We start from the raw sequence: 26,156 nt of genomic DNA, 5'->3' as shown, positions 1-26,156 counted from the left end.
TATTAGCAGAATTGTATGATGGAATCATGTTGTGTGACTAATCTTGTGATGTAGAGATTCAATTGGTATAGTGATAAGTAGATAATCATAAGAAGATGGAATATGGACATGAAGCACATGCTCCGGCGAATAGCCGGGTTGGCATGTGCTTTTTTTGCGTTTGGAGAATGTGCGATGGGGGGAGGAACATAAATGAAGGTTGCCTTATATGTGTGTCGTGTCGGGGAAGGGTGGAGCATGGTGTTATCACTTGACATTCGAGTGGATGTGACCTGGTGGCTAGAAGGAGGAGGTGGGCGACATGTGCTGCGCTGGTTGCTGTTAGATACGGCGATGCCGTTAAGTCAGGCATCCTGGTTGGTTGAACATTTTGAGATGGAGCGAGGTATGGATCAGTGGGGCGAGCGTGAATGGCAGAGTTATCTTGCGCGGAAGCTGGAAATGTATGAACTGGCCTCGGGGGAGATTGAGGCGAGAAAAGGTATAGCAGGCACAGCGGAGAGTGTCGCTGTGCGTCGCATTCAGATAGGCGGGATACCAGAGCCGTATCCCGCCGGGCAGTGGGCTCAGCTGGAGCGGGACGCGGCCCTGCTGGCTGAGCGGATCAGCGGCCGCCAATTGCTGGCGGCCGAGGCGGAGGCGTTGCTGGCGGATACCGCCCAGCCGCCAAGGGAGTGGCGCGCGGCTGCGCAGCTCGCGCGCTTGCACGGGCGGCTGAGTATCACAGCCGCCCTCGAAGGGCCTGCCACGCGCCGTCGGCACGCGTGGCTTGGACGCGCGCGGAGCGCGCCCCGCTGCCACCGTTGTGGCAGCGAAGCCAGGCAGCGCGTGCCCTGCGCTGCCTGCGGCCTGGCGGCGTGCGCCTACTGCGAGGCTTGCCTCGCGCTAGGGCGCAGCCGTGCTTGTGCGCTGCTGCTACGCAGTGCAGCGCAAGGGGCCGTGCCAGTACGCGGCGAAGCACCGCGTGGCACGGCCTTGGCCCCCACCGGCGGCGGGCTCGCCCGTTGGGGGCTTAGCGCAGCGCAGAGCGCGGCAGCAGCCGCGGCGCTTGCGTTTTTGGCCCGGCCACCCGCAGGGGATGGGCCGGGGCGGTTCTTGCTGTGGGCCGTGACCGGGGCCGGCAAGACGGAAATGATTTTCCCACTGCTCCAACATACATTGGATCGTGGCGGACGAGCTTTGGTCGCTACACCGCGCAGGGATGTGGTACTGGAACTGGCCCCGCGCCTAACGAAAGCTTTTCCGGACACCTCACTCGCTACCCTTTACGGAGGCAGTGAGGAACGCTGGAAAGATGCTCAGCTCACGCTTGCGACCACACATCAACTGATGCGTTTTTATCAGGGGTTCGATCTCGTCATTATCGACGAACTGGATGCTTACCCGTACCATAACGATCCCATGCTCGCTCACGCGGCGGCATCTTCCTGTAAACTGGATGGGAATTTTGTATATTTGTCAGCTACACCACCAGCTCGGCTACAGAGAGAAGCAGCGCAGGGAAAACTCACTCATGCCAAAGTTCCAGTACGTTTCCACCGTCATCCGTTGCCTGTACCAAGATTGATCAAGATGGTCACCGTTGCTGAATGCATTAAGAAACGAAATATTCCTTCTGCTTTAAAGACTAACATCCAAATCTCATTGAAGCGTGACGCCCAGGTATTTGTGTTTGTGACACGCATTGCCCAGATTGAAGCGTTTGTGAACCTGATGCGTCATACTTTTCCCGGAATCCATATCGAAGGAACGTCATCTCAGGACCCCGATCGGGCTGCCAAAGTTATCGCCTTTCGTGAACGTACCATTCGTTTGCTCGTAACGACAACGATTCTGGAGCGTGGCGTGACCATTCCGCGAAGCGATGTCTTTATTTTGGATGCAGACAATGGTCTCTTTGATGAAGCTTCGCTGGTTCAGATGGCGGGAAGAGCAGGGCGTTCCATAGATGACCCGGCGGGCAGAGTGGTATTTGCATCGTCTCGTCGGACACGTTCACAGGTGAAGGCCGTTGCACAGATCAAGAAAATGAACACCATCGCTCGTCGCAAAGGTTACCTGCATCCGCCATCCCAAACATAATTGTCATCTGCCAAAATATATGGTTTCGCATCCATATTTCAAAGTACACACAGCGTATATTTCCGTACATACCATTAGATTCTACAGACCAGATTGGAGGTTTGCACCATTATGTTTAACTGGTTCAGCAACATATCAGATCACGCGCAGCATCTGACCCAACGCCTCCACCATCTGCTCGCCCCACCGGGAGCGACTTGTCTGACATGTGGCGCTCGAGCGATCCTTTCCTCGCTCTATCCGGGTATATGCCCACGTTGTGTGGAGCTGATTCCATGGATCCGTTCCATCCGCTGCCTGCGTTGTGGTCGGGGTGTCGGATGCCCGGACTGTGCTCGTCTACATATGCAAAACCGTTCTTTTATCCTCAACCGCAGCGCCGTACAGTACAACCCTTTAATGAAAGAATGGATCGGCATGTACAAATTCAGAGGCCACGAAAGATACGCACCGCTCCTAACCGCGCTGTTGATTCAAGCCTTTCAAGCGATGAGTGAGGAACAAAATGCTGCTTTGGCAAAAGAAACCCCAGCCCCCGTGGCTCATCCCGCCACGCCTGCTCAACAAACGAAGCCGCAATGGCGGCCTGACGCGGTCACCTATGTTCCGGTGAGCGGCGAGCGCCTGGCCGAGCGCGGCTTCAATCAGGCAGAGCAACTGGCTGCTGGACTCGCCACCGCCTGCCGCCTACCTATCATTGATCTGTTGCAGCGCCAGATCAACACCACCAAACAAAGCTTCAAATCGCGTGGTGAGCGTATAGAGACGATGAAGAAAGCTTTTTCCATCAACCCGGATGGCATGCAGTTAATTGAAGAACTATACAGGCGATCTCATCTACCAACACAAAAGGGCATGTCACATGCCAAACCCATACAGATACTGCTAATTGATGATATATACACAACAGGCAGCACGCTAGATGCTTGTGGGCAGGTTATCCTAAATGCAGGCTTCTCCATGGAGATTCCGGTCGAGATTTATACACTGACACTGGCAAGATCCTAATTAACAAATGGAACTGTTGTCTACTTATGGAATACTTTACTTCTTAATATACGAATAATATGCTCAACGGAAGGAGATTGGAGTGATATTTTAACCAAAGTAGCCATGAGTGGGCTTTCGTATATATGCATCCTGTTTCCCTTTTTTGTTTTGTAAATAGACTATGGCTTCATCGGAGAAAATAAGGTAATGTATAGTTATTATCTATTCGGAAATGGAAGTTTGAGAGGGGCGTTTTAGCGATGAATTTAGGTAATTGTCCTCGCTGTGGTAAATTATATGCGTTGAATTTTCGAGATGTATGCTCGAACTGTATTAAGGAAATAGAGCAGGAATATCAGATCTGTGTAGATTATTTGCGCGAAAACAAGGGCACCAACATACAGGAACTATCCGATGCAACAGAAGTTTCAATTAAAAACATTACCAAGTTCATCCGTGAGGGACGAATTTCCATCGAGAACGCCCCGAATATGATGTATCCTTGTGAAGTATGCGGAACATTGATTCGTGAAGGTCATATGTGTGACTCTTGCCGTAATCGTTTGACGAAAGACTTGGCAGGGGCAGCCCGCGAAGTAGGTCAGAAGGATAACGGCAATATAGGCGGACGAACCTACAATGCTCTCGACAAACTACGCGATTAGTAGGAACGAGGTCTTAAATACGAATATTGCTATAACAAATGTTTTGAAACGTACCGATAAACTTATTAAAGATTATCGGTTTTTTTTATTATCCTAATCATTTTGAGAACATAAGATAAAGTAAGAAAAACGTATATCGTCGTAAAAACCTAATTGTGGAAGGAAGTGCAATTGAAATGAAAATCAATGAACCGAGTAGAATTGGCGCCATCAATTCCTATCAAAGGAACGTTGAATCCAATCAGCAGGCTGATGCCAAGAAGAGCCGCCGTAAGGACGAAGTATCCATTTCTCCGGAGGCGATGAAGATGCTTGAGGAACAAAGTCGTACACAGGATGCAGGACGCATACAACGGATACAGGAACTGAAAGAACAGGTGAGTTCCGGAACGTATCAGGTAGATAGCAGCAAGCTAGCTGACAAGCTGCTGCCGTATTTTAAGTCTTTTGATAAGGAATAGGTGATCACGTAATGGCAGCACTGGACAGATTGATTACAGTTTTGCAGCAAATGGAACAAAGTCACCGCGATATGCTGGCACTCAGCGAGGTCAAGAGACAGGTCATTGTCAAAAACGATGTGGATGAACTCATTGCCCTCCTCAACAAAGAATCTCGTTTCATGAAACAACAGGAGCCATTGGAGATCGAACGGCAGAGCGCAGTACACGAACTGCTACAGGAGCGTGGAATCAAATCTATGCTGAACCTGAATATCACCGAGATCTCGAAGCTGATTTTTGATCCGGCTGACAAACTGCGATTGCTTGAAGTCCAGAAGAAGCTGGCGGGAACACTGCAGGAGTTAAAAGAAATTAATCAACTGAATCAAATGCTGATCGAGCAATCCTTGATGTTTATTGATCTCTCAATGGACATCTTTGCTTCTCGGCCAGAACAGGATGCCACGTATCAGCATCCTGCTGATAAGAACGGCAATCCAGGGCGAATCGGTCTGTTTGACACACGTGCCTGATTAATTAGGGGGAAACCAGGTGACATCTACATTTCATTCAATCGAAACGGCTAAACGCAGTTTGTTCACACAGACGACAGCTCTTAGCACAACAGGCCACAACATAGCCAACGCCAATACCGAGGGCTACTCACGCCAAAAAGTAAACATGCAGGCATCTATTCCGATGGAGCCATTCGCATTTCTGCATAGCACAACACCAGGACAGCTCGGTACAGGGGTAGAATTTGACTCCATTACACGTGTGCGTGAGAAATTCCTGGATGACCAATATCGTAATGAGAACACCAACTTCGGGAGTTGGTCCATCCAACGAGACACACTTGAGAAACTTGAAGCGATTGTAAACGAACCATCAAACACCGGTTTTCGAACCGTTATGGATAACTTCTACAAATCATGGTCAGATCTGAGTAAAAATCCTGAGGATGTCACAGCACGGCGGATCGTAAAAGAAACGACGTTGGCTCTGACCGATGCGATGAATCAGATTAGCCGTCAACTGGATGCACTTAGCGAGGATCTTGATAGTAACATCGCTGTGAAAGGCAATGAAATTCAGGGCTACCTCGGAAATATAGCGAACCTTAATAGTGCCATTGTAAAAGTCGAGTCTCTTGGCGACAATGCCAACGATTTACGTGACCAACGTGACCTGATGACGGACAAGTTGTCCAAAATCATGAATGTTACAGTTACGGATACTCCGCAAGGATACCAAGTTCAGATGAATGGACAGGCACTCGTCACAGGCGGGGCAGTACAAGTTGCGGTAGATCCTGCTTTTCTGAATGCTGCTTATACAGCAGGCACGCTCACCAACGGTGAGGTCCACGGCATGATTAAGTCCAGAGACACGTTGGTGACTGATTATCAGAAACAAATGGATGACTTAGCTAATACCCTTGCTAATGGGGATATTGAGATCACTCTTCCTGCAGGCTCTGTCTTGCCGGATAATACTGTCCTGGATGGTGTTACATACACAGGTGCAGCACGGACACTGGCAACTGATTTGAAGGTTACAGTCAAAGGTCTAAATGGGCTGCATCAGCTTGGATATAGCATGGATGGAACCAATACAGGTGGATTACCATTCTTTACAGCAGCGGGTGGTGGAACAGCGATTACAGCTGGTAATATTTCATTGAACGCAGAGATCCTAGCTGATCCGAACAAGATCGCAACCTCACTCCGAACATCGGATGCTTCTGGTACAGAGACTGTAATCAAAGGTAACAATACACTTGCCATCTTGCTTGCGAATCTGAAAGATACACCGATGAAATCAGCAGATGGTTTACGTAATGCAACGATCGGTGCACAATTCAGTGCAATTGTGGGACAACTGGGCGTACAATCTCAGGAAGCGGCTCGTCAGACATCCAACTCGGAGTTCCTGGTAGAGCAAGTGGATACCCGTCGTCAATCCGTGAGTGGTGTATCGCTGGATGAAGAGATGGCGAACATGATTAAGTTCCAGCATGCCTATAGTGCATCTGCGCGTTTTATGACCACATTTGATCAACTGCTTGATAAATTGATTAACTCTACTGGCGTAGTAGGCAGATAGTTAAGGAAGGAGTAAGCATCTATTATGAGAATTACTAATAATATGTTGAGTTCGCAACTGCTTTTGAACTTGAACCGGAATGCGCAACAGATGAATAATACCCAGACTCAGTTAGCGACAGGCAGGAAAATAAACAAGCCTTCTGATGACCCTGTAGGGATCACCTATTCCCTTCGCTATCGTGCAGAATTGTCCTCTAATGAGCAATATCAGAAAAACGTGGATAGTGCAGTTTCTTGGCTGGAATTCAATGACACTGTTTTGAATCAGGCTGGAAACGTAATGCAACGTCTTCGTGAGTTAACGGTGCAAGCTTCTACGGGAACAAACCCTCAATCGGCATTGGATAGTATCAATGAAGAAGTACAACAACTTAAGGAACAGCTTGTGGATATATCCAACAGTAAACTGAACGGAAAATATATTTTTAATGGCGAGACCTATGATATTAAGCCTTATGATTTCCCTTCTAATCCAGATGGCTCTTTCGACACAACCAATGCTGCTTCTGTTGTAACGGATAAAGGTAAGGTTAATTTTATTGTTGGTGAGAGTGTACAATTACCAATTAACGTGGATGGTAATGAGGTGTTTGGTACAGGTACAGAAGATGACAATTTATTTGTTGTTATGAATACAATTATGAAAGCATTGTCGGATGGCGACCAGAAGGAACTTTCAAATCAACTTGACAACATTGACAGTCGGATGGACAAAATGCTGGCAATCCGCTCTGAAATTGGTGCAAAGACGAATCGTGTTGATCTGATGATGGGAAGATTGGATGATCTAGGCATTAACTTAACTGATCTTCAATCTAAGGTTGAGGATGCAGATTATGCAGAGTTATCCATTCAATCTAAAATTCAGGAAAATATCTACAATGCTTCTTTGTCTGCAGGTGCAAAAATTATCTCTCCATCTTTGGTGGATTTCCTTAGATAAAGGGGGATCTAAATCATGAAGACGCTTCCTGTAGTTCAGATTAGAACTACACCTTCTATCCTAAATATGGAGACTAATCCTGGTCAGTACTCTATTCGTCAGCCTAAGGCAGAAGTTCAGCTAAACACTAAACCTGCCAAGCTTACAGTGGAGAGTCACCCAATCACTCTTCATGTAGATCAGAGCAAGGCTTTCTCTGCCTACAATGGTGGCAATATGATTGACCTGAATGCCCGAATTTACTCAGGCATTGAACAACAGTTTTTGCAAAACATGGCTGAACGCGTTCAACAGGGAAATCAGTTGGCTGCTATTCATAAACCGAGCAATACGATAGCTAATATTATTGGTATGGATTGGCAACCAAAGCCTTTTCCAGAAACAAGGACTCCTGCATCATTTGATAACGTAGATATTCAAATTGATACAAGGCCGCCAGATATCAGTTATGAATCAGCTGTCTCCGAAATGAATGTTGTAGTGAATAAACCGGAAATTGAGTATCAAAGAGGTAAGTTGGATATCTATGTGAAACAATATGCATCAGTTCAATACACTCCACCTGCCATAGATGTGGGGTTGTGAGTTATAATGTAGAGCTATAGACGGTCTCGGATGCAGCCCTCTATGGCTCTTTTTGTATAATTTATTATTCGCCAAGGAGGCGTTCGTTATTATTATTCATACAAGTACGTGGGGAGAAGTAGAGATTAGTGGAGAAGACGTATATCAGTTTCCCAAAGGTTTGCCTGGATTTGAAGAAGAGACAGAGTTTGCGTTAATTCCGTGGGAAGAAACGCCGTTCATTTATTTACAGTCCGTACGAGAGCCGAATTTATCGTTCTTGTTGGTAAGTCCATTTACGTTTGTGTCCGATTATAGTTTTGAGCTGAGCGAGATAGACAAGGAAGAGATGGGAATCATTGACCAAGTATCAGTGTACTCTATGGTTACAATCCATTCCCAAACGAATAAATCTACCATGAACCTTCTTGCACCTGTTGTACTTAATCCCGAACACCGGGTGGGCAAGCAGGTTGTACTCCATCAAACCAGCTACGATACACGTCATCTTATCTGGGCAGAAGATGAAGCGAAATCAGAGAAAGGTGGCGTTTGACATATGCTGGTACTATCACGTAAAAAGGGAGAGTCCATCGTCATCCAGGATCATATTGAGGTGACTGTACTTGCTGTAGAAGGTGATACGGTTCGAATAGGTATCTCTGCACCCAAGCATATTGATATATTCCGACAGGAGATTTATACATCCATTCAGGAAGCAAATCGTGAGTCTGCAACACCTCTAGCAGCCAACGTTGAAGCGTTTATGGAACGCTTGCGAAACGATAGTACTAAAAAAGAATAAAAAAATTCCAATTTGCTATAAACAGTTGCTCCTCTCCTGTCGATATATTATTTAGACGCTGCTTCGGCAGGGCGGCCGACCTTAATGTCGCGGCGTTTACCACAAGGATGTGGAACTAACTTATTTTCAGGGAGGAAATATCAAATGATTATTAATCACAATATCGCGGCGTTGAACACTCACCGTCAACTGTCTACTAACACTACTAACACGAACAAAAACATCGAGAAGTTGTCTTCTGGTCTTCGCATCAACCGTGCTGGTGACGATGCTGCTGGATTGGCAATTTCCGAAAAAATGCGCGGTCAAATCCGTGGTTTGGATCAAGCATCCCGTAACTCGCAAGATGGTATCTCTTTGATCCAAACTGCTGAGGGTGCACTGAACGAAACTCACTCCATCCTGCAACGTATGCGCGAACTCGCAGTTCAATCGGGTAACGATACGAATACTTCTGGCGACCGTAAAAACCTGCAAGATGAGATGGATCAATTGAATAAAGAGATCGATCGTATCCAATCGACTACTCAATTCAATACTAAAAACCTGCTTGATGGTTCCATGGGTAGTGCAGTTAATACTGCTGTAGCAAACATTAATGAGAATGCTGCTATTAAAAACTCTGCAGGTGCTGCTTTAACTGCGGATACTACGCTTTTAACTAATCTTACTGATAAAAATGGTAACAGCCTTGGAATCAAGAGTGGCGACACGATTACTGTATCTTATGTTAAGGATGGCACGACTGTTAACACGGATATCACAGTAACTAGTACTTCAGACATTGCTGATTTGGATGGTGCTGATTCTGCACTTACTATTAGTGCAGGTAAACTTGTTGTCACAGCAGGTACTACAGGAACAACTGGCGCGGTAAATGGACTCACAATTTCCGTTAAAGATTCAAGTGGTAATGCTCGTACTTCTGCTACGAATGCACTCTCTTCGTTCACTGAGACAACAGCAGCTGCTAACGTTCGTACCGATGGAACGGCAACATTCCAAATTGGTGCAAACACAGGCCAATCAATGAACCTTTCAATTAATGATATGGGTACTTCAGCATTGGGTGTAAAAGGGTTGCAAATTTCTACTCAAGCTCAAGCTGATGTCGCTATTAAAGTCATTGACGTAGCAACACAAAAAGTATCCACTGAACGTTCTAAACTGGGTGCTGTACAAAACCGTTTGGAGCACACAATCAATAACTTGGGAACAGCTTCCGAGAACTTGACTGCAGCTGAATCACGTATCCGTGACGTTGACATGGCTAAAGAAATGATGGAACAAACCAAAAATAACATTTTGGCACAAGCTTCCCAAGCTATGTTGGCTCAAGCTAATCAACAACCACAAGGCGTGCTTCAACTGCTTAGATAATTTGTTTAAGCTCATTCAATACATGTGCCCCACTTTCTGTGGGGCTTTATTTTTATAGTTTGATATATAATGGGTTATTTTTAAATATGCAATTAAGGAGAAAATGCAGTGAAATTAATTGAAGAAAATATTAATATTTTATCTATGAACAAGTTACATTGGATTGGTGAGCCCAAAAACAATGATATTTCTTTTAACCTCTATGAGAAAGATCCGGATAAAGGGGATCTAATTGAAGTGAATAACCAAATAATATATTTGAAGAATAGCTTTGATGCTACCTTTTTACCAAATGTATTAAAGAAAGAACTCATCTTTGCTATAGGTCTATACTCAGTTTCAGAACTTAAGCAATTAATTCAAAGTATGAGCAAAGAGTCTTTTCTGATCATTATAGAACCGAGTTTCTCATTTTTTAATCACGTTCTGAACGAAGAAGAGCTTTCTTTTATCCAATTTTCGAACGTGATTCTTTTTGCTGATGATTTGAGCAGTATGCCTATGTTTTTGGAACGTATGTTCTCTACCAGTCTGATTTTTTATCTTAAAAACATTAAATTTTATTTCACCACTTATTACCGGGATTTTGATGTCGATTCTTGTATTTTAGTTGTTAAACAAATTAAAGAAGTGGCTCAATATAAAACGACATTGTATGGAAACTCTGTAGACGATAGTTTACTAGGATTCAAACAAAATATGTTAAATGTTAAAAATCTCGCGCGTTCGAAGGATGTTTCTCAATTAAAAGATTTGTTTAAAGATATGCCTGCTATTGTTGTAGCAGCTGGCCCGTCACTTAATAAAAATATAAAAGAATTGAGAAAATTTATAGGTAAGGCAGTTATTGTTGCGGTTGATACGATTGCTGACAGATTGTGTAAAGAAGGGATTGTACCTGACTTTATCTGCTCAATTGAAAGAGGTGAATTAACCTATTCCTATTTTTATAAGGATAAGTCATATCCATCTGAAGTTACATTAGTTGCCCCCCTACTAGTTTATCCGGAAATATTCGAAGAATTTAAAGGCGAAGTGATTATTCCAATTCGTGAAAACGTTGGAGAGTATAACTGGCTTAAAGAAATGTTAAATCTAACGCAGGATAATTCAATTAGCATTGGATTATCTTGTGCACATATTGCTTTTGGATTTGCTGAGCATCTAGGAGCTTCGCCTATTGTTCTTGTTGGACAGGATCTTGCATATGGAAATTCTTTGGCGGAAACTCATGCCAGCAATACTATTTATGATCAGAAACCTATAAGCGCTGATGGTGTGGCCAAGAAAGTGTTTACAAAAGGGTATAGTGGCGGCGATGTTGCGACAACTGACACATGGAATGCATTCCGTAATTGGTTTGAAACAGAAATATATACAAAACAGCTAAATGTTATTAATGCAACAGAAGGTGGGGCTTTGATCAATCATACATCGCAGATGAGTTTGAAAGAAGTGTATGACCAATATTGTGGCCCCAGTTCTTACTTATTGAACGTTTCTCAGGAGTTAAAGGGAATTAATAATTATTCTGTAGATATTAACCAAATTAAAAATAGCTTAAAGGGAGAATTGGGGAATTTCAAAGAAAAAGAAATGAAATTAAAAAAACAACTTAGAAATCTCCAACAACTAGTCATTCACAAACAACGTTCTCAATCTCAACTTTTGAAGTCGTTAAAAATATTAGAAAAGACTGATGTTCTCTTTGGAGAGCTAATGAGTAACTGGCTTTTACGTCATAATTTACAAGCCGTTTTGATTACTAGTGTGTGGAGATTGTTCGAGATAGAGCAATTCCTATCAGCAGATAATTTAAGCAAGAACAGGGAAATTCAAATCGAATTTGTGAAAACAAGCCTACTTGTTCTCTCGGAAATTATAACAGTGTTAGAAAACCAATTGGAGATTGAATAAAGGGGAGTATACAAAAATTACCTAATGGAACTTTGAGAATATACCGATAAGATAAACATAATAACATTAATTATTGTGGAGGCGGGCATTCATGAATATAGAATTATCATTAACGGCAAATACTACTATAAGCAGACAGCATAACTCTGAATACAACGATCAGCATTCGTTGACTGCACAATCGGGTCCTTCGGTCTCTAACCCTAAAGAATTGAAGACCTCAGTGGTTCAGAATTCTGTAGTGAATGAACAACTTGTTAAAACAATAGAGCGGGCAATCAAGTCTTTAGAAGGGCCACAAACTTCGTTGGAAATTAGTGTTCACGAAAAGACACATGATATTATGGTGAAAGTATTGAACAGAGAAACTGGAGAGTTAATTCGTGAGATCCCACCTGAAAAAACGCTAGACTTAGTAGCTAAAATGATGGAAATTGCTGGTATTCTTATTGATGAAAAAATCTGAATCTAAGGGGGAAAAGTGATTATGGTGACTCGTATTAATGGTTTTTCAGGTATGGATATAGATAGTCTTGTGAAAAGTATGATGACTGCAAAACGTGCTTCGTACGATAAAATTACCCAAAATAAACAATTGGTAGAATGGAAGCGTGACAGCTATCGGGAGATAAATAGCAAGCTCTATGATTTCCGTTTTAATAAACTAACGGACAAGTATGGTAAGGATTCAGCACTGAACGCGAATAAAGCTGTTGTAACGGGGAATACGGATGCACTTAAAGCAGACGCCACTGCTGATGCAAATGGGATTGATATGAAAGTACAAATATCAAAACTTGCAACAAGTGCTACCGTGCAAACTACAGGTACGGATAAGACTTATAAAGGTACTTCTACTCTTGCAGAAGTTGACGGTGTTAATTTAGCAGGGATGAGTGAAACTGACCGTAAGGATTATCTTGATAAAGGTTTCGATCTAGTCATCAATGGTGTAAGTTTCAAAGATGATAATGGAAAGCCATTATTCAATGGTCTTACATCAATTTCAAGTATGATTTCTACAATTAACTCTAATACCAAAGCGAATGTCAATGCAAGTTATGACGAATTAACAGGCCAGTTGATCATTCGTTCTAAGACAAGTGGCCCTGCTGGTAAGGTAGATATCGGAGGTAATACTGGTTCAAATTCTGTTATTAATTTATTTGGTGGTACACCAACTAATAAAACAGTTATCGAGACCAATGGCGCGGGTTCAGGTTTTTTGGGAAGCACTAAATTATCTGACCTGACTGGAGCCGCTGAACCTTTTTCTCTCAAAATTAACAATGAAACTTTCAGCTTTGCAGGTTCTAAATCCATCGCTGATGTTATAACAGAAATCTCGGCTCGTACAGGTGCAAATGCAACAGCAAGTTTTGATGAGAAGTCTGGGAAACTAGTCTTAACCTCCAAAGATGGAACTCCAATTAAACTTGGAACCGATACAGGTGATAATACGTTACTGGCGCTGTTTAAAGGTGAGCAAAATTTCAAATCGGGTGAAAATGCAAAATTAAATATTAACGGAATAGATGTTGAGAAAGATAGCAACAACTTCATATTAAATGGAATTACATTCAATTTGCTCTCAACGACCCCATCTGGGGAGACCGTTAATATAACAACTCAGAGAAATCCAGATAATGTTTTGGAAACTGTTAAAGGATTCATTGAAGATTATAATTCTTTACTCAGTACATTGAATACCAAAACGAGTGAAGCTAAATATCGTAATTTTGCACCACTTACAGATGAGCAAAAGAAGGAAATGAAAGACGCTGATATCAAAGCCTGGACAGAAAAATCACAAAGTGGTTTGCTGAAAAATGATGATATTTTGACATCGACGGTTTCGCAGATGAGGATGATCATCACCGCAAATTTGGGTGATCTTAGTGCTATGGGGATAACAACGGGTAAGTATTATGATGAAGGTAAACTTATACTGGATGAGTCTAAATTGAAGAAGGCCATCTCTGATAATCCTCAAAAAATATTGGATCTATTTCAAGGGCCAGTAAGTTCTCCTTCTACGGGGATTTTTGATAAGCTCGCTGAGAAAGTTAGTAGTTCAATCAATATGATCTCTGACCGTGCGGGTACTGACCGTTTTTCCGGTTCAGTAACAGGAGCTTATAAACCTGAGAGTGTTATGGGACGTGAACTAAAGTCATATGATAGCCGTATGGATACAATGCTGAAAAATCTTACTATTGCTGAAAATAGATATTACAAACAATTTACTGCAATGGAACAGGCAATTAGCAAATTAAATTCCCAGTCTTCCAGTTTGTTATCAAGTCTGGGCTCGAATTCATAGTTAGAGGTGAGCGAATTGATTAATTCTCCTTACAATAAATACAAGCAATCAGCAGTCCAAACTTCAACTCCAGCCCAACTTGTTGTTATGCTGTATGATGGTGCTATAAGGTTTATCAAAACTGCGCTCCAAGGCCTGCAGCAACATGATCATGAAAAGACAAGTACCAATCTTGGTAAAGCTCAATCTATTGTCAGTGAATTGATGGGCACGCTTAATTTTGATTATGAAATATCAAAGAATTTGTACTCTCTTTATGAATACACCAACTATCTGCTTATTGAGGCGAATATACGTAAAGATCAACAAAAAATAGAAGAAGCTTTAAGTTATTTAGTTGAGTTACGTGAGACTTGGATTCAGGCCAATAAAATAGCATTAGGTCAAGCGGAAACTGCTAATGGATAATTATATCGAACAATTAGAAGAGTTAACCATTTCATTTATGGATAGTATCGAAATATGCTCTTACGAGGAAATAGAAGAGTTTATTACAAAGAGACAATCCATTATTGATCTCATTAATGTGGCGTTACTAAATAAAGAAGTATCTACTGAAAATCAAAAGAATAGAATTAAACGAGTACTGGAATTGGATCCAACTATACTGGGGAGAATGGAAACACTCCGCCTCGAAGCTCAGGAATGGTTGTATAATCGTAGGCAAGCGGCAACTCAGCGTAGTGCGTATGAATCTAATCTCTCCCCGGGTAGCATACTTATGGATCGTAGGAAATGATAGAAATATTATTAAAAGAAACCCTCTCAGGTTATACACTGAGAGGGTTTTTACTCTAAAGATTCATAGAAGGTTGTTTTAAACCGATATATGATAGTAAAGTATTTAATCTAATGACTGTGATACGAAGTCTGGCACCTTATTGTGTGAAATAAAAAAAGTTTCATGGATGTAGACTAAAATGTACACAACACTTTAATATATGAGAATCAGCCTGGATTTATCTAAATACTTCAATATTTTCAATCATTGAAACTTCTTTAAAATTGACTAGTGAAGGAATGTACGAAAAATGGTGTGTTTGTACATTATTAGTACCCTAGTTCATATAAAAAAACAGATTGATAAATAGCACGTAAATTGGACTGGAGGTTAACAGTATGTTTAATAACAAAGTAATATTAGTTACTGGGGGAACCGGATCAATAGGCAGTGAAATTGTGCGAAATTTATTGACCTACCGTCCAAAAGCAATACGAATTTTCAGTAGAGATGAAAGTAAGCAATTTGAATTACAACAGGAACTTAAAGAATTTGGAAATATAAGATATTTAATTGGAGATATTAGAGATAAACAGAGGCTTGGATATGCCATGGAAGATGTGGATATAATTTTTCATGCAGCTGCTTTAAAACATGTTCCTTCTTGTGAGTACAATCCGATGGAAGCCATCAAAACGAATGTTATTGGTGTACAAAATATAATCGAAACAGCTATTGATCACAATGTTGAGAAGGTCATCGCTATTAGTACAGATAAAGTTGTTAATCCCACAAGCACAATGGGAGCGACCAAACTATTGTCTGAAAAACTGATTTCGGCTGCGATTTTCTATAAGGGTAGCAAACGAACTATATTCTCTTGTGTTCGTTTCGGAAATGTAATGGGTTCTAGGGGTTCGGTTATTCCATTGTTCAAGAATCAGATTGTTGAGGGGAGACCATTAACGGTCACACATGCGGAAATGACGAGATTTATGATGTCCATTCCACAAGCTGCTCAATTGGTTATCGATGCTGCGAAATACTCTCAAGGCGGTGAGGTATTTGTACTTAAAATGCCAATCCTCAAAATCACAGACCTGGCAAAGTGTCTGATTGAATCATATGAACAAGCGGGAGCTCTAAGGTATTCCGGTGAGGTGATTGAAACGGGTATTCGACCTGGAGAAAAATTATATGAAGAGCTTATGACCCTGGAAGAATCGGAAAGAGCTTTGGAAAATGAACAAATGTATATTATTCCGTCTTTATTTCTGGAAAAGGAGTATCACTACGAAGGTTTTAGAAAAGCAGAGCGTCAAGAATATTCCTCCAAAACAGCTAAGCAAATTTATACAGTAGAAATTAGAGAACTTATTGAAGCCAGTGGTCTAGGCTTTTCAAAAGTTGTGTTATGAATAAAACAGCTAAATGTCTGGCGGTGATCCCTGCAAGGGGGGGGTCGAAAGGCTTGCTTCAAAAAAACATAAGAAGTTTAGGCGGAAATCCGTTAATCGAATATACCATTGAAGCTGCTCTTAAAAGCGGATGTATGGATGGAGTATTAGTGTCTACAGACAACGATGAAATAGCAAGAATAGCAAAGTTGGCTGGGGCTGATGTTCCTTTTCTTCGTCCGGTAGAACTGGCTACTGATGAAGCAGCGAGTATTGATGTATTAAAACATGCGGTTCATTTTTATGAGCTTAAGCAGAATCATCATTTCCAATACATTATGTTGCTTCAGCCTACCTCTCCTTTGCGAAATGATTACGATATTCGTGAGGCGTACCAATTATTTATAACCCATAAGGCAGATTCATTACAAAGTATTACGTTAGCCGATACTCATCCCTATCTTTTAAGGGAATGGAATCAGGGAATAATTCAACCTTATTTGAAAGATCAAGCTGGAAACCTTAGAAGGCAAGAGTTGCCTGAACTTTACATGTTAAATGGAGCAATATATATAATTAAAAGAGATCTGCTGATGATTGAAAACTTGATGGTAGGCCCAAATAATATTGGCTATATCATGCCAAAAGAGCGATCTGTAGATATTGATGATGAAATGGATTTGAAGTGGGCAGAATTTCTTATGCAAAATCGAGTGTAATATAATTCATATAACGATGTATCCATTTGATAGAGAGGAAGTATACATGAATGGGCAAATATTTATCAAAAATCAACGCTGGTTCGGTGTATATTATTGCAGAAGTAGGGGTGAATCACAATGGAAATTTGGAACGTGCGCTTCAGTGTGTGGACCAAGCTGCGATATGCGGGGCAGACGCAGTTAAGTTCCAAACGTTTGACAGTAAAAAATTAGTAACTAGGCATGCTCAAAAGGCAGCCTACCAAGCTGAAAACACAGGAATTTCAGGCAGCCAATTGGAGATGCTGCAAAAATTGGAGTTAAGTCATTCCGAATTTATAAATATCAAAAATTACTGTGACAAGAAAGGAATTGATTTTCTTTCAACCCCTTTTGATGAGGAAAGTGCTCAATTTTTAGATTCTATTGAAGTAAATGCTTTTAAAGTCAGCTCTGGCGATTTAAATAATACTCCCTTTCTCCAGCAACTTAATCAGTACGGCCGGCCAATTATACTTTCTACTGGTATGTCTGATATGAATGAGATAAGGGAATCAATGAAAATTTTTACAAAAAGTAATGTTTCTTTGCTCCATTGTACATCAGATTACCCTGCCCCCTTGGAGGACGTTAACCTACTTGCAATGAAAGCAATGGCGGATGAATTTGGCAGAATCACCGGTTACTCCGACCATACAGATGGTATTGAAGTGGCTGTTGCTGCTGTAGCAATGGGGGCAAAGATTATAGAAAAGCACTTTACATTGGATCGTAGCCTTCCTGGCCCGGATCACCAAGCATCTTTAGAGCCATCAGAGTTTGCTACTATGATCGAGGCCATTCGAAGAGTGGAAAAGGTACTGGGTAATGGAATTAAGCGTTGTATGCCATCTGAAGAAAGTACTAAGGCAGTTGCGAGGAAAAGTCTTGTTGCAGGCCGATCATTACAAGCTGGCGACACACTTCAAGAAAAAGATATCCATATTAAGCGTCCTGGAACAGGAATTGAACCTAAATTTTATACTGAATTCATAGGTAAGCAACTCACTAGGGATATTGTTGAAGATCAATTATTATCATGGGAAGATTTACGATGAAAAAAATTGTAGTGGTTACCGGAACCCGAGCAGACTATGGCATTTATTATCCTGTTTTAAAAGCAATTAATGCAGAAGAAACCCTTGATCTGCATCTTTTAGTAACGGGCATGCATTTGTCTCCACAGTTTGGTAATACCGTAGAACAGATAAGACAAGATGGGTTTCAAATCTCAGCACAGGTGGATTGTCTGCTACAAGGCTCCTCACATGCCAACATGTCTCGTTCTATAGGATTGGCTATTATCGGAATGACTCAAGCGCTGGAAACCATTCAGCCAGATGTGGTTGTAGTGTTGGGAGATCGGGGAGAAATGCTTGCGGCAGCTATTGTGGCTTCTCATACTAATATTCCTCTCGTCCACCTGCACGGGGGGGAAGTGACAGGCACTATAGATGAATCCGTTCGCCACGCGATCAGCAAATTGGCACATATACATCTGGTCGCTACTGAAAAGAGTGAAGAAAGATTAATTAGACTTGGTGAGGATCCATGGAGAGTTCATGTCGTAGGGGCTCCAAGAATTGAAACGATAATGAATACTGTCCTTCCTGACTATGAGCAAACCGCAAATAAATACAATATTCACCTGAAAAATAAATATGTTTTATTTGCATACCATCCTGTCACTACCCAATCAACAAATTTGCAGATGCTGGCTAGGATGCTGCAGATGTTGTTGAACCAGGGATACGAGATTATATGTATCATGCCTAACTCAGATGCAGGATCAGACGCACTTGTTGATATTTATAATCAGTTTGTCGTAAATCCTGATGTTCATCTTATAACCAATTTTGAGCCGTTGGATTATCTGGTGATGCTGAAGCATGCAAAGATTTTAGTAGGGAACTCATCGTCTGGAATCATTGAAGCTGCCTCATTTAATAAACCAGTTATTAACATTGGTGTACGACAAGGGCGCAGAGAGCGGTCATTTAACGTGATTGACATCCCGGAGGACGATATTGAGCTTCAAAAAGCGCTGGAAAAAGCAAATTCGCAAGAATTTCAGAAAGTTATCTCTGAAACAAAAAATGTATATGCTAAAGAGAATACAAGCAGCGTTATTGTCAATATTCTCAGAAATATTAGTTGGACTGAACAACTGATTCAGAAAACAATTACGTATTAATTGAGAAGGGCTCTTCGTGGTATTTGTATTTTAGCATGAATAGGGAGGTCTTTTTCTGGGCTATATTATCTTTGGTACGGGTGGTCACGGAAAGGTAGTGCTAGATAACCTGCATTCATGTGGTGAAAAAATCATTGGAGTTATGGATGATCATAAGAGAGGTAGCGATTGGAGGGGAATCCCGTTGCTCGGTGGATTAGACCAGCTAGAAAAGATTAACCTTAAGTATCCACAAAGCCTCTATATCATAGCAATTGGACATAATGCTACAAGAGTCAAACTAGCCAACATTTTTGAACAGAGCAATGTTCAATTTGGAAAAGCGATACACTCAACCGCCATTATAGGATCTAATGTTGTCATAGGCGATGGATCCGTTATTATGGCTAATACAGTAATTAATGCTGATGCTCAGATAGGTAGACATGTTATTGTGAATACTGCTGCTACTGTTGATCATGATTGTCTTATAGGCGATTTCGTCCATTTGTCACCAGGTGTTCATCTGGCTGGTGGTGTGGAGATTGGTTGTTCTGCTCATGTCGGGATTGGTGCGAGTATAGTACCACAAGTTAAGGTTGGTAGAGGGACTATTGTGGGGGCAGGGGCTGTTGTTATTCATAGTCTTCCTGAGCAAGTAGTTGCTGTAGGGTGCCCAGCCAAAATCAATAAACATTTCAAAAGCAAGGGATGAAAAGCACATGACAGAGCGAAATCGTATTTATTTGGCCTCTCCCCATATGAGCGGGTTGGAACAACGATATATCAATGAAGCATTTACAAGTAACTGGGTTGCACCACTCGGGCCTAACATAGATGCTTTTGAACAGGAACTGGCTGATTATGTTGGTAGTGCTGGAGCCGTCGCTTTAAGTTCCGGAACGGCTGCTATCCACTTGGCTTTAGTGCTACTTGATGTACAAGCAGGAGACATTGTTTTTTGTTCTTCTTTGACCTTTGTCGCTAGTGCCAATCCAATCTTATACCAAAAAGCAACACCAGTATTTATTGATTCTGAACCTGATAGCTGGAATATGTCTCCACTTGCTTTGGAACGTGCCATGAAGGCTTATGCATATAAAGGTCAGAAACCCAAAGCGGTCATTATAGTGAACTTGTATGGGCAGAGCGCAGACTACGATTCACTGAAAAAAATATGCGATGAGTACGAAGTACCTATTATTGAAGATGCTGCGGAATCTCTTGGTGCTACATATAAGGGGCAAATGAGTGGAACTATTGGTAAGTTTGGTGTGTACTCGTTTAATGGTAATAAAATCATAACCACTTCAGGTGGGGGCATGCTTGTTTCAGATGATGTTGAGAGCTTGAATAAAGCAAGATTTTATGCTACTCAAGCAAGGGACATAGCTAAACATTATCAACACAGTCAGATTGGTTACAATTATCGGTTAAGCAATGTGCTCGCAGGTATTGGCCGTGGCCAGCTTAAAGTACTAAATGAGCGAATTGAACAGAAAAGAGAGATTTTTGAGCGATACTTTAGATGTCTCTCTGATATTGATAGTTTTAATTTTATGCCAGAAGCTAGTTATGGAAACTCAACTCGTTGGTTAACAACAGCTATAGTCCATAACCATAAAAAAAATGATATTATCGAGTCACTTATTAATCATTTGGAAAAAAACAATATTGAGTCCCGTCCTGTATGGAAGCCACTTCATTTGCAGCCGATTTTTGAGGGTACCGATTATTATTTCCATGACGATAATCAGGATGTGAGCAAATTACTATTTAATTATGGCATTTGCCTCCCTTCTGATACTAATATGACTAAGAATAATCAAGAGTTTGTCATTATGCAATTTATCGATGCGATAAATAAGGCATATTTATAGGTAGGTTCTTAGGTTCATCAGAGAAGTTGAGAGAAGGATGATTTAATGAAAGCACATGGAATTATGTTTCATCATTTTCATAATGATAGGCATATTAAAGGGCAGGGCTCTATTTCAAATGAGCAATTGGAAAAAATGATAGAATATATAGGTAGAAAGAATATTTTGTCGGCAGATGAATGGTATGAAAGAGCAGTTAATAACAAACTTAAGGAAACTGATTTGTGTATAACTTTGGATGATGGATTAAAGTGTCAATTTGATGTTGCTTATCCGGTCTTTAAATATTATGGAATAACAGCTTTTTGGTTTGTATACAGTTCTCCTTTTCAGGGAGAATTGGAATGGTTAGAAGTTTATCGATATTTTCGCTTTTCTAATTTTGAAGACATTGATGATTTTTATAATGAGTTTTTTAGTTATCTTAAACTTACTGACTACAAACATGAAATTTTAAAAGAAATGGAGAATTTTATTCCGTCTCAACACCTTTCTGATTTCCCATTCTATACTGATAATGATCGAACTTTTAGATATATACGAGATGAAGTCTTAGGACCAGAACGATACCATCATGTTATGAAACTCATGCTGAGGGATTATAAAGTAGATCTACTAAATTTGAAAGACGGATTGTAATATGAAGTGCGACACCTACTGGAAATAAATAAAAAAAGGGCCCATGGCCGGATTCGTGTAGAATGAAGTCACCACAACAACCATTCACACAAGGAGAATCCACCATGAGCTACACACATCTTAGCATAATCGAACGCAGCAAGCTAGAAATCCTCCACCAGCAAGGCAAAAGTTCACGAGCGATTGCAAAGGAGCTGGGCAGACATCCCTCGACTATTTGTCGTGAATTAGCGCGCACAGCTTCATCCGAAGCCTACAAAGCAGAACAAGCTCAGCATGCATATCAGGAACGTCGTCAGGCCACGGTTCCTTCAGGGAAATGGTCGAATTCCCTGGCTATTTCGCTGGAGGAAAAACTTGTGGCCACATGGTCTCCAGAACAAATCACCGAACGTTTCCGCGCTGATGGCCTGCTTGTAGTCTCCTTCAAAACCATCTATCGCTGGATCTACGCAGGACGTCTGGTTCAAGGTACATTACAGGTCTTACGTCACAAAGGGAAGCGTCAGAAACCCGCAGAAACTCGCGGTAAATTCGCCATTGGCAGAACCATTTCAGATCGTCCGAAAGAAGTCCGTTCCCGTGAAACCTTTGGGCACTGGGAACTGGATACCGTCGTATCGGGTCGTGGGAAAAGTAAAGGTTGCGTAGCTACACTCATTGAACGTAAAACGCGTCTATATACCGCGATTCTCATGCCTGATCGTACCGCATTGTCCATGGAGATTGCGCTTGGTGTAGCCATCTCACAGTACCCGAAAGGGGCCTTCCTCACCGCAACCGCTGACCGAGGGAAGGAGTTTGCTTGCTACGCCAATCTAGAGACGACCCACGGCCTCCATGTTTATTTTGCTGACCCGTATTCATCCTGGCAACGTGGTTCCAACGAAAATGGGAATGGATTACTTCGAGAGTTTCCCCCCAAGGGCACCGATTTTGCACAAGTGGAGGATGAATATCTCGCCCACTCCCTGAATTTAATCAATAACAGGCCCCGAAAATGCTTGGGGTGGAGAACTGCTCACGAATCTTTCACAGAGGAACTGTCGCGCTTGGTTTGACAATCCGTCGAAAAATAAACTTTGGATGGATGAAGAGAATCTTATTCAGCTGCATGAAGAGGGACATATTGTTGGTTTACATTCTCACTCTCACCCGACATCTATGAATAAACTGTCTGAAGCTCAGCAAATTAGTGAATATACTCAAAACTATAATTACCTTAAAAAGTTACTGGGCATTCCCCCAAAATCAATGTCTCACCCTTGCAATTCTTACAATCAAGACACCATTTCTGTTCTGGGGAATTTGCAAATTGACTTGGGGTTTCGGGCTAATATGGTGGAGAACCATTATACTAAGTATGAATTTCCTAGAGAAGATCATACAAACATTATAAAGGAGATGTATAAAATACAATGAAAATTACAGTATTTACTTCAAATCAACCGCGCCATCTTGCTTTAATTGAATCCTTAGCAGAGATAAGTGACCAAGTATATGCAGTACAGGAATGCAATACCGTATTTCCTGGACAAATAGATGATTTTTTCAAAAAGAGCGAAATTATGCAAGAGTATTTTGAACATGTTATTGAGCAGAAAATAAAGTTTTTGGGAATTTACGATTTACATCAAACAATGTAACACAATTAGCACTCAAACTGGGTGATCTTAATAAAGTTGATTTAAATACCCTCTCTCCAGCGCTTAACTCAGATTATTATATAATTTTTGGTGCCAGTTATATAAAAGGGCCTTTGTGTGAATTCTTGGTGAAAAACAAGGCAATTAATATTCATATGGGAGTATCACCATATTATAGAGGGAATTCTTGTAACTTTTGGGCTATGTATGACGGAAACCCTCAGTTAGTGGGAGCAACCATTCATATGTTAAGTAAAGGACTAGATTCAGGCGACATGCTATTTCATGCGTTTCCTAAGCTAGAGGCAATTGATCCATTTATCCTAGGGATGAATGCTGTTAAAAGTGCCCATAAATCATTGGTAACTTATATTAGCAATGGCTTAATTGAAAAATTTGTTGCTGTTAAACAAAATAGGGAGTTAGAAATCAGATATACTCGAAATGTTGATTTTAATGATGAAATCGCAAAAAAATATTTAGAAAATCTACCTGATCTAACAAATCTAAAGGGGAAAATAGAGAATAGAGACAGTCACCAATTTTTAAATCCATTTATTCTGTAATATATTTTTATCTTAATAGTATTTTAAATCATAATATTACTTTTAAAGAATAAGGTTATACCAATCCCTCTAATGAAGCCTTAAGGAAGCGTCAAGATTTTTGTGTAGATATAATAACCTTTTCTTGTAGATTGGCGTTACTCTTCCCGCTTCAGGTGTATAGTGATGACCATACATTTTCTAGATAAGGTCAGCGATTTCCGTCAGGGTGACGCCCTTTTGAAACAGGTGAATGATGGAGGATCCTAGGGCATAGTGGGCTGCAAGTCGCCATACTCGGTATAAAACGTACGGGTGTACGATCCGTTACGAGAGCTGCTGAATTCACGCCAGCACGGTCATATTTTTCATAATCTAGAAATGCCGTAAGCGCGGTTTCGAGCAGATGATTCATGATAGACTCTAAATGGCTGAAATACTCCTGGTATGTTACTAGAGCTGAACTAAATCCGTTGTAAAATGATTCATATGGAAGACCTCTCTGAATTGTTGTGTGGTAACTCAATTCTTATTAGAAAAGGTCTTCCCTTTTCTATTTACACAATATAATTTACGCTATCATAACTAATTACACATTAAGGAAGGAAATTCAATATAAATACATAATATATTATATATACCTTTATAATTTACCTAACTAGTGTTTTCTCTGGTACTTATAAGGAAAAAAAGAAGAGAGGTAGAACGATGAGAAGAATACGATTGATGACAGCAAGTTGTTTATTAAGTATTAGTTTACTGAGTGGATTAGTTAGCAGTACTGTACTAGCTGAGAATAAGGAAGGATCTGTAGAAAAAGTCCAAATTGAACTGCCAACGAATTTTGAAAAGTCAGTTTTAACAGATTCAACTTCAACACAAGGATTGATTAGAGGAAAGACTATCCAAGTTAGTCGACCTGAGTTTTCAATTATGTCGAATTTTAATGTTACTGGTGATCTAATGAGCTTTAATGACAGTTTAACTGCAGCAGATCCATCAGACTTTTGGTTTTTTAGTGTCCCTTCGAATCGTAGTATACTAACTCAAATTAGATCTACTAACTCTAATTATAGAGTTGATCTGTATTCAATTGATTGGAGTACTGGAACAGCAACGCCGACTCCATTTGGAGGAAAAGCAGGTGAGATTAAATTTGCAACAGATTTGGGAGCAGGGGATTGGGGGCTTCGTGTAACATCTACAGGTACTTTAGGTGATAGTTATAGTATTCATGCTAATATGGCTAATCCCTCAGTCATTCCTGACCCCAATAATCCAGCCAAAACAGCGAAGCTCACTTCGTATTCTGAAAATCTGATATCGGCTGTTATGGAGTATCCCAACGGAGATATCACTGTCAATGGATTAAAGGTTGGGAACACGTCTTCTGTTTCCAATATAAATGCTCATCTTAATTGGTATAGAACATATACTTTTAGTAATAGTGGCGCACATTCATCGTTGAATCATGATATATCGGACGTGAAAATTAAAAGTGTGACTATCCCATTTAAATATACATCTCAATATGTGAATTCAGACAATGCTGTTTTTATTGTTCTAGATAAAGAGACATTATTTACTTCCTTCCGGTCTGAATTTGTTTCTGGTGTGGGAAGCTGGAGTACTTTTGATGATGTATCGGGTAGAAAGACACCTCGAAGATTAGACGAAATTGATATGGCGGGTGATCCAGATCTCTTGGTGTACGATTTGGACAAAAAGAAGGTCATAGATTTTGCGAGTAGTTTAAACTATTGGTATGCCAAAGGATTAGAACCATTTCCTACGGCAGTATATTACAAATAACCTGATATATTAACAATACCCCACCATTCATCACTATCCCCAATTAATCTACAAAAAATTCCAAGAAAACATTTACTTTTCCAATTGACAATGGATAACTTTGGATGGTATTATCTGAATTGTGGGCAGAGGTTAAGGCCGAAAGCTTCACTTCATTTGATGACGAAGGGAATGTTAGTGCATGCAAGGTAAAGTAAAATGGTTCAACGCAGAAAAAGGTTACGGTTTCATTGAGACTGAAGATGGCGGCGACGTATTCGTACATTTCTCCGCAATTCAATCCGAAGGATTCAAAACTTTGGAAGAAGGTCAATCCGTAGAATTCGACATCGTCGAAGGCGCGCGTGGACCGCAAGCAGCTAACGTAATCAAATTATAATCAT

Annotated in this window: 29 protein-coding genes and 1 pseudogene; 29 read left to right on the top strand and 1 reads right to left on the bottom strand. The window is 41.0% G+C overall.

Going from position 1 to position 26,156, the window contains the following annotated elements:
* Positions 1–192: 192 nt before the first annotated feature.
* From J7E78_RS00430 to J7E78_RS00300, 27 genes are all read left to right on the top strand, one after another.
* A complete protein-coding gene (locus J7E78_RS00430) occupies positions 193–2,082 on the top strand; it encodes a helicase-related protein (RefSeq protein ID WP_215074431.1) in 1,890 nt (629 codons plus the stop codon).
* Between the two features lie 111 nt (positions 2,083–2,193).
* A complete protein-coding gene (locus J7E78_RS00425; protein ID WP_215074430.1) occupies positions 2,194–3,090 on the top strand; it encodes a ComF family protein in 897 nt (298 codons plus the stop codon).
* Positions 3,091–3,332: 242 nt separating this feature from the next.
* Positions 3,333–3,737 carry a TIGR03826 family flagellar region protein gene (locus J7E78_RS00420; RefSeq protein WP_215074429.1) on the top strand — a complete coding sequence of 135 codons (405 nt, stop codon included), beginning with the start codon at positions 3,333–3,335 and terminating at the stop codon, positions 3,735–3,737.
* A gap of 176 nt (positions 3,738–3,913) precedes the next feature.
* Positions 3,914–4,198 carry a flagellar biosynthesis anti-sigma factor FlgM gene (flgM, locus tag J7E78_RS00415; RefSeq protein ID WP_047840678.1) on the top strand — a complete coding sequence of 95 codons (285 nt, stop codon included), beginning with the start codon at positions 3,914–3,916 and terminating at the stop codon, positions 4,196–4,198.
* 11 nt (positions 4,199–4,209) lie between these two features.
* Complete coding sequence (locus J7E78_RS00410; protein ID WP_215074428.1) at positions 4,210–4,713, top strand: flagellar protein FlgN; 504 nt, start codon at positions 4,210–4,212, stop codon at positions 4,711–4,713.
* Between the two features lie 19 nt (positions 4,714–4,732).
* Positions 4,733–6,286: a flagellar hook-associated protein FlgK gene (gene flgK / locus J7E78_RS00405; protein ID WP_215074427.1), complete on the top strand. Its 1,554-nt coding sequence runs from the start codon at positions 4,733–4,735 to the stop codon at positions 6,284–6,286.
* A 24-nt stretch (positions 6,287–6,310) separates the two neighbouring features.
* Positions 6,311–7,231, top strand: a complete 921-nt coding sequence (gene flgL, locus J7E78_RS00400) for a flagellar hook-associated protein FlgL (protein WP_215074426.1) — start codon at positions 6,311–6,313, stop codon at positions 7,229–7,231.
* Positions 7,232–7,246: 15 nt separating this feature from the next.
* Positions 7,247–7,816: a DUF6470 family protein gene (locus J7E78_RS00395; protein ID WP_215074425.1), complete on the top strand. Its 570-nt coding sequence runs from the start codon at positions 7,247–7,249 to the stop codon at positions 7,814–7,816.
* Positions 7,817–7,868: 52 nt separating this feature from the next.
* Positions 7,869–8,351 carry a flagellar assembly protein FliW gene (locus J7E78_RS00390; protein WP_251034723.1) on the top strand — a complete coding sequence of 161 codons (483 nt, stop codon included), beginning with the start codon at positions 7,869–7,871 and terminating at the stop codon, positions 8,349–8,351.
* 3 nt (positions 8,352–8,354) lie between these two features.
* Positions 8,355–8,600 (top strand): carbon storage regulator CsrA, encoded by a 246-nt coding sequence (csrA, locus tag J7E78_RS00385; protein ID WP_215074424.1) that lies wholly within the window; start codon positions 8,355–8,357, stop codon positions 8,598–8,600.
* A 144-nt stretch (positions 8,601–8,744) separates the two neighbouring features.
* The gene (locus J7E78_RS00380; RefSeq protein WP_215074423.1) at positions 8,745–9,980 is read left to right on the top strand and encodes a flagellin N-terminal helical domain-containing protein; all 1,236 of its coding nucleotides are present in this window, start codon (positions 8,745–8,747) and stop codon (positions 9,978–9,980) included.
* Between the two features lie 108 nt (positions 9,981–10,088).
* Complete coding sequence (locus tag J7E78_RS00375) at positions 10,089–11,897, top strand: motility associated factor glycosyltransferase family protein (RefSeq protein ID WP_215074422.1); 1,809 nt, start codon at positions 10,089–10,091, stop codon at positions 11,895–11,897.
* A 91-nt stretch (positions 11,898–11,988) separates the two neighbouring features.
* Positions 11,989–12,363 (top strand): flagellar protein FlaG, encoded by a 375-nt coding sequence (locus tag J7E78_RS00370; RefSeq protein ID WP_215074421.1) that lies wholly within the window; start codon positions 11,989–11,991, stop codon positions 12,361–12,363.
* Positions 12,364–12,384: 21 nt separating this feature from the next.
* Complete coding sequence (gene fliD, locus J7E78_RS00365; protein WP_215074420.1) at positions 12,385–14,220, top strand: flagellar filament capping protein FliD; 1,836 nt, start codon at positions 12,385–12,387, stop codon at positions 14,218–14,220.
* A 15-nt stretch (positions 14,221–14,235) separates the two neighbouring features.
* Positions 14,236–14,628: a flagellar export chaperone FliS gene (fliS, locus tag J7E78_RS00360; RefSeq protein WP_215074419.1), complete on the top strand. Its 393-nt coding sequence runs from the start codon at positions 14,236–14,238 to the stop codon at positions 14,626–14,628.
* On the top strand, positions 14,621–14,959 hold the full coding sequence (locus tag J7E78_RS00355) for a hypothetical protein (RefSeq protein WP_215074418.1): 339 nt from the start codon (positions 14,621–14,623) through the stop codon (positions 14,957–14,959). The genes fliS and J7E78_RS00355 overlap by 8 nt, the downstream gene beginning before the upstream one ends.
* Positions 14,960–15,339: 380 nt before the next feature.
* Entirely contained in the window at positions 15,340–16,359 is a 1,020-nt protein-coding gene (locus J7E78_RS00350) for a UDP-N-acetylglucosamine 4,6-dehydratase family protein (protein ID WP_215074417.1), read from the top strand.
* On the top strand, positions 16,356–17,057 hold the full coding sequence (locus J7E78_RS00345) for an acylneuraminate cytidylyltransferase family protein (RefSeq protein ID WP_215074416.1): 702 nt from the start codon (positions 16,356–16,358) through the stop codon (positions 17,055–17,057). Before J7E78_RS00350 ends, J7E78_RS00345 begins: the two co-directional genes overlap by 4 nt.
* Positions 17,058–17,107: 50 nt before the next feature.
* On the top strand, positions 17,108–18,136 hold the full coding sequence (gene neuB, locus J7E78_RS00340; protein ID WP_215074415.1) for an N-acetylneuraminate synthase: 1,029 nt from the start codon (positions 17,108–17,110) through the stop codon (positions 18,134–18,136).
* Positions 18,133–19,272: a UDP-N-acetylglucosamine 2-epimerase gene (neuC, locus tag J7E78_RS00335; protein ID WP_215074414.1), complete on the top strand. Its 1,140-nt coding sequence runs from the start codon at positions 18,133–18,135 to the stop codon at positions 19,270–19,272. The genes neuB and neuC overlap by 4 nt, the downstream gene beginning before the upstream one ends.
* 55 nt (positions 19,273–19,327) lie before the next feature.
* Positions 19,328–19,966: an acetyltransferase gene (locus J7E78_RS00330; protein WP_215074443.1), complete on the top strand. Its 639-nt coding sequence runs from the start codon at positions 19,328–19,330 to the stop codon at positions 19,964–19,966.
* A 7-nt stretch (positions 19,967–19,973) separates the two neighbouring features.
* A complete protein-coding gene (locus J7E78_RS00325; RefSeq protein WP_215074413.1) occupies positions 19,974–21,131 on the top strand; it encodes a DegT/DnrJ/EryC1/StrS family aminotransferase in 1,158 nt (385 codons plus the stop codon).
* 45 nt (positions 21,132–21,176) lie between these two features.
* Positions 21,177–21,770, top strand: a complete 594-nt coding sequence (locus J7E78_RS00320; protein WP_215074412.1) for a polysaccharide deacetylase family protein — start codon at positions 21,177–21,179, stop codon at positions 21,768–21,770.
* Positions 21,771–21,874: 104 nt separating this feature from the next.
* Positions 21,875–22,831 carry an IS30 family transposase gene (locus tag J7E78_RS00315; RefSeq protein WP_215074411.1) on the top strand — a complete coding sequence of 319 codons (957 nt, stop codon included), beginning with the start codon at positions 21,875–21,877 and terminating at the stop codon, positions 22,829–22,831.
* Positions 22,755–23,192, top strand: a complete 438-nt coding sequence (locus tag J7E78_RS29925) for a polysaccharide deacetylase family protein (RefSeq protein WP_397330434.1) — start codon at positions 22,755–22,757, stop codon at positions 23,190–23,192. The genes J7E78_RS00315 and J7E78_RS29925 overlap by 77 nt, the downstream gene beginning before the upstream one ends.
* Positions 23,189–23,416, top strand: coding sequence for a hypothetical protein (locus J7E78_RS00305; protein WP_215074409.1), 228 nt, complete (start codon positions 23,189–23,191; stop codon positions 23,414–23,416). The genes J7E78_RS29925 and J7E78_RS00305 overlap by 4 nt, the downstream gene beginning before the upstream one ends.
* Positions 23,417–23,544: 128 nt before the next feature.
* On the top strand, positions 23,545–23,982 hold the full coding sequence (locus J7E78_RS00300) for a formyltransferase family protein (protein ID WP_215074408.1): 438 nt from the start codon (positions 23,545–23,547) through the stop codon (positions 23,980–23,982).
* A 183-nt stretch (positions 23,983–24,165) separates the two neighbouring features.
* Here the strand turns inward: J7E78_RS00300 and J7E78_RS29205 are convergent.
* A pseudogene (locus J7E78_RS29205) lies at positions 24,166–24,450 on the bottom strand (transposase); the annotation flags it as partial.
* A gap of 219 nt (positions 24,451–24,669) precedes the next feature.
* On the opposite strand from J7E78_RS29205, the gene J7E78_RS00295 reads away from it, so the two are divergent.
* Together J7E78_RS00295 and J7E78_RS00290 are read left to right on the top strand one after the other, a co-directional pair.
* Positions 24,670–25,773 (top strand): hypothetical protein, encoded by a 1,104-nt coding sequence (locus J7E78_RS00295; RefSeq protein ID WP_215074407.1) that lies wholly within the window; start codon positions 24,670–24,672, stop codon positions 25,771–25,773.
* 181 nt (positions 25,774–25,954) lie between these two features.
* Entirely contained in the window at positions 25,955–26,152 is a 198-nt protein-coding gene (locus tag J7E78_RS00290; protein WP_024631599.1) for a cold shock domain-containing protein, read from the top strand.
* Positions 26,153–26,156 lie beyond the last annotated feature (4 nt).

Origin of the sequence: Paenibacillus polymyxa, assembly GCF_018614975.1 — a bacterium.
In the GTDB taxonomy this organism is placed as follows: Bacteria; Bacillota; Bacilli; order Paenibacillales; family Paenibacillaceae; genus Paenibacillus; species Paenibacillus polymyxa_E.
The sequence above is the reverse complement of the archived record's forward strand: the minus strand, read 5'-3'. Positions and strand labels throughout refer to the sequence as shown.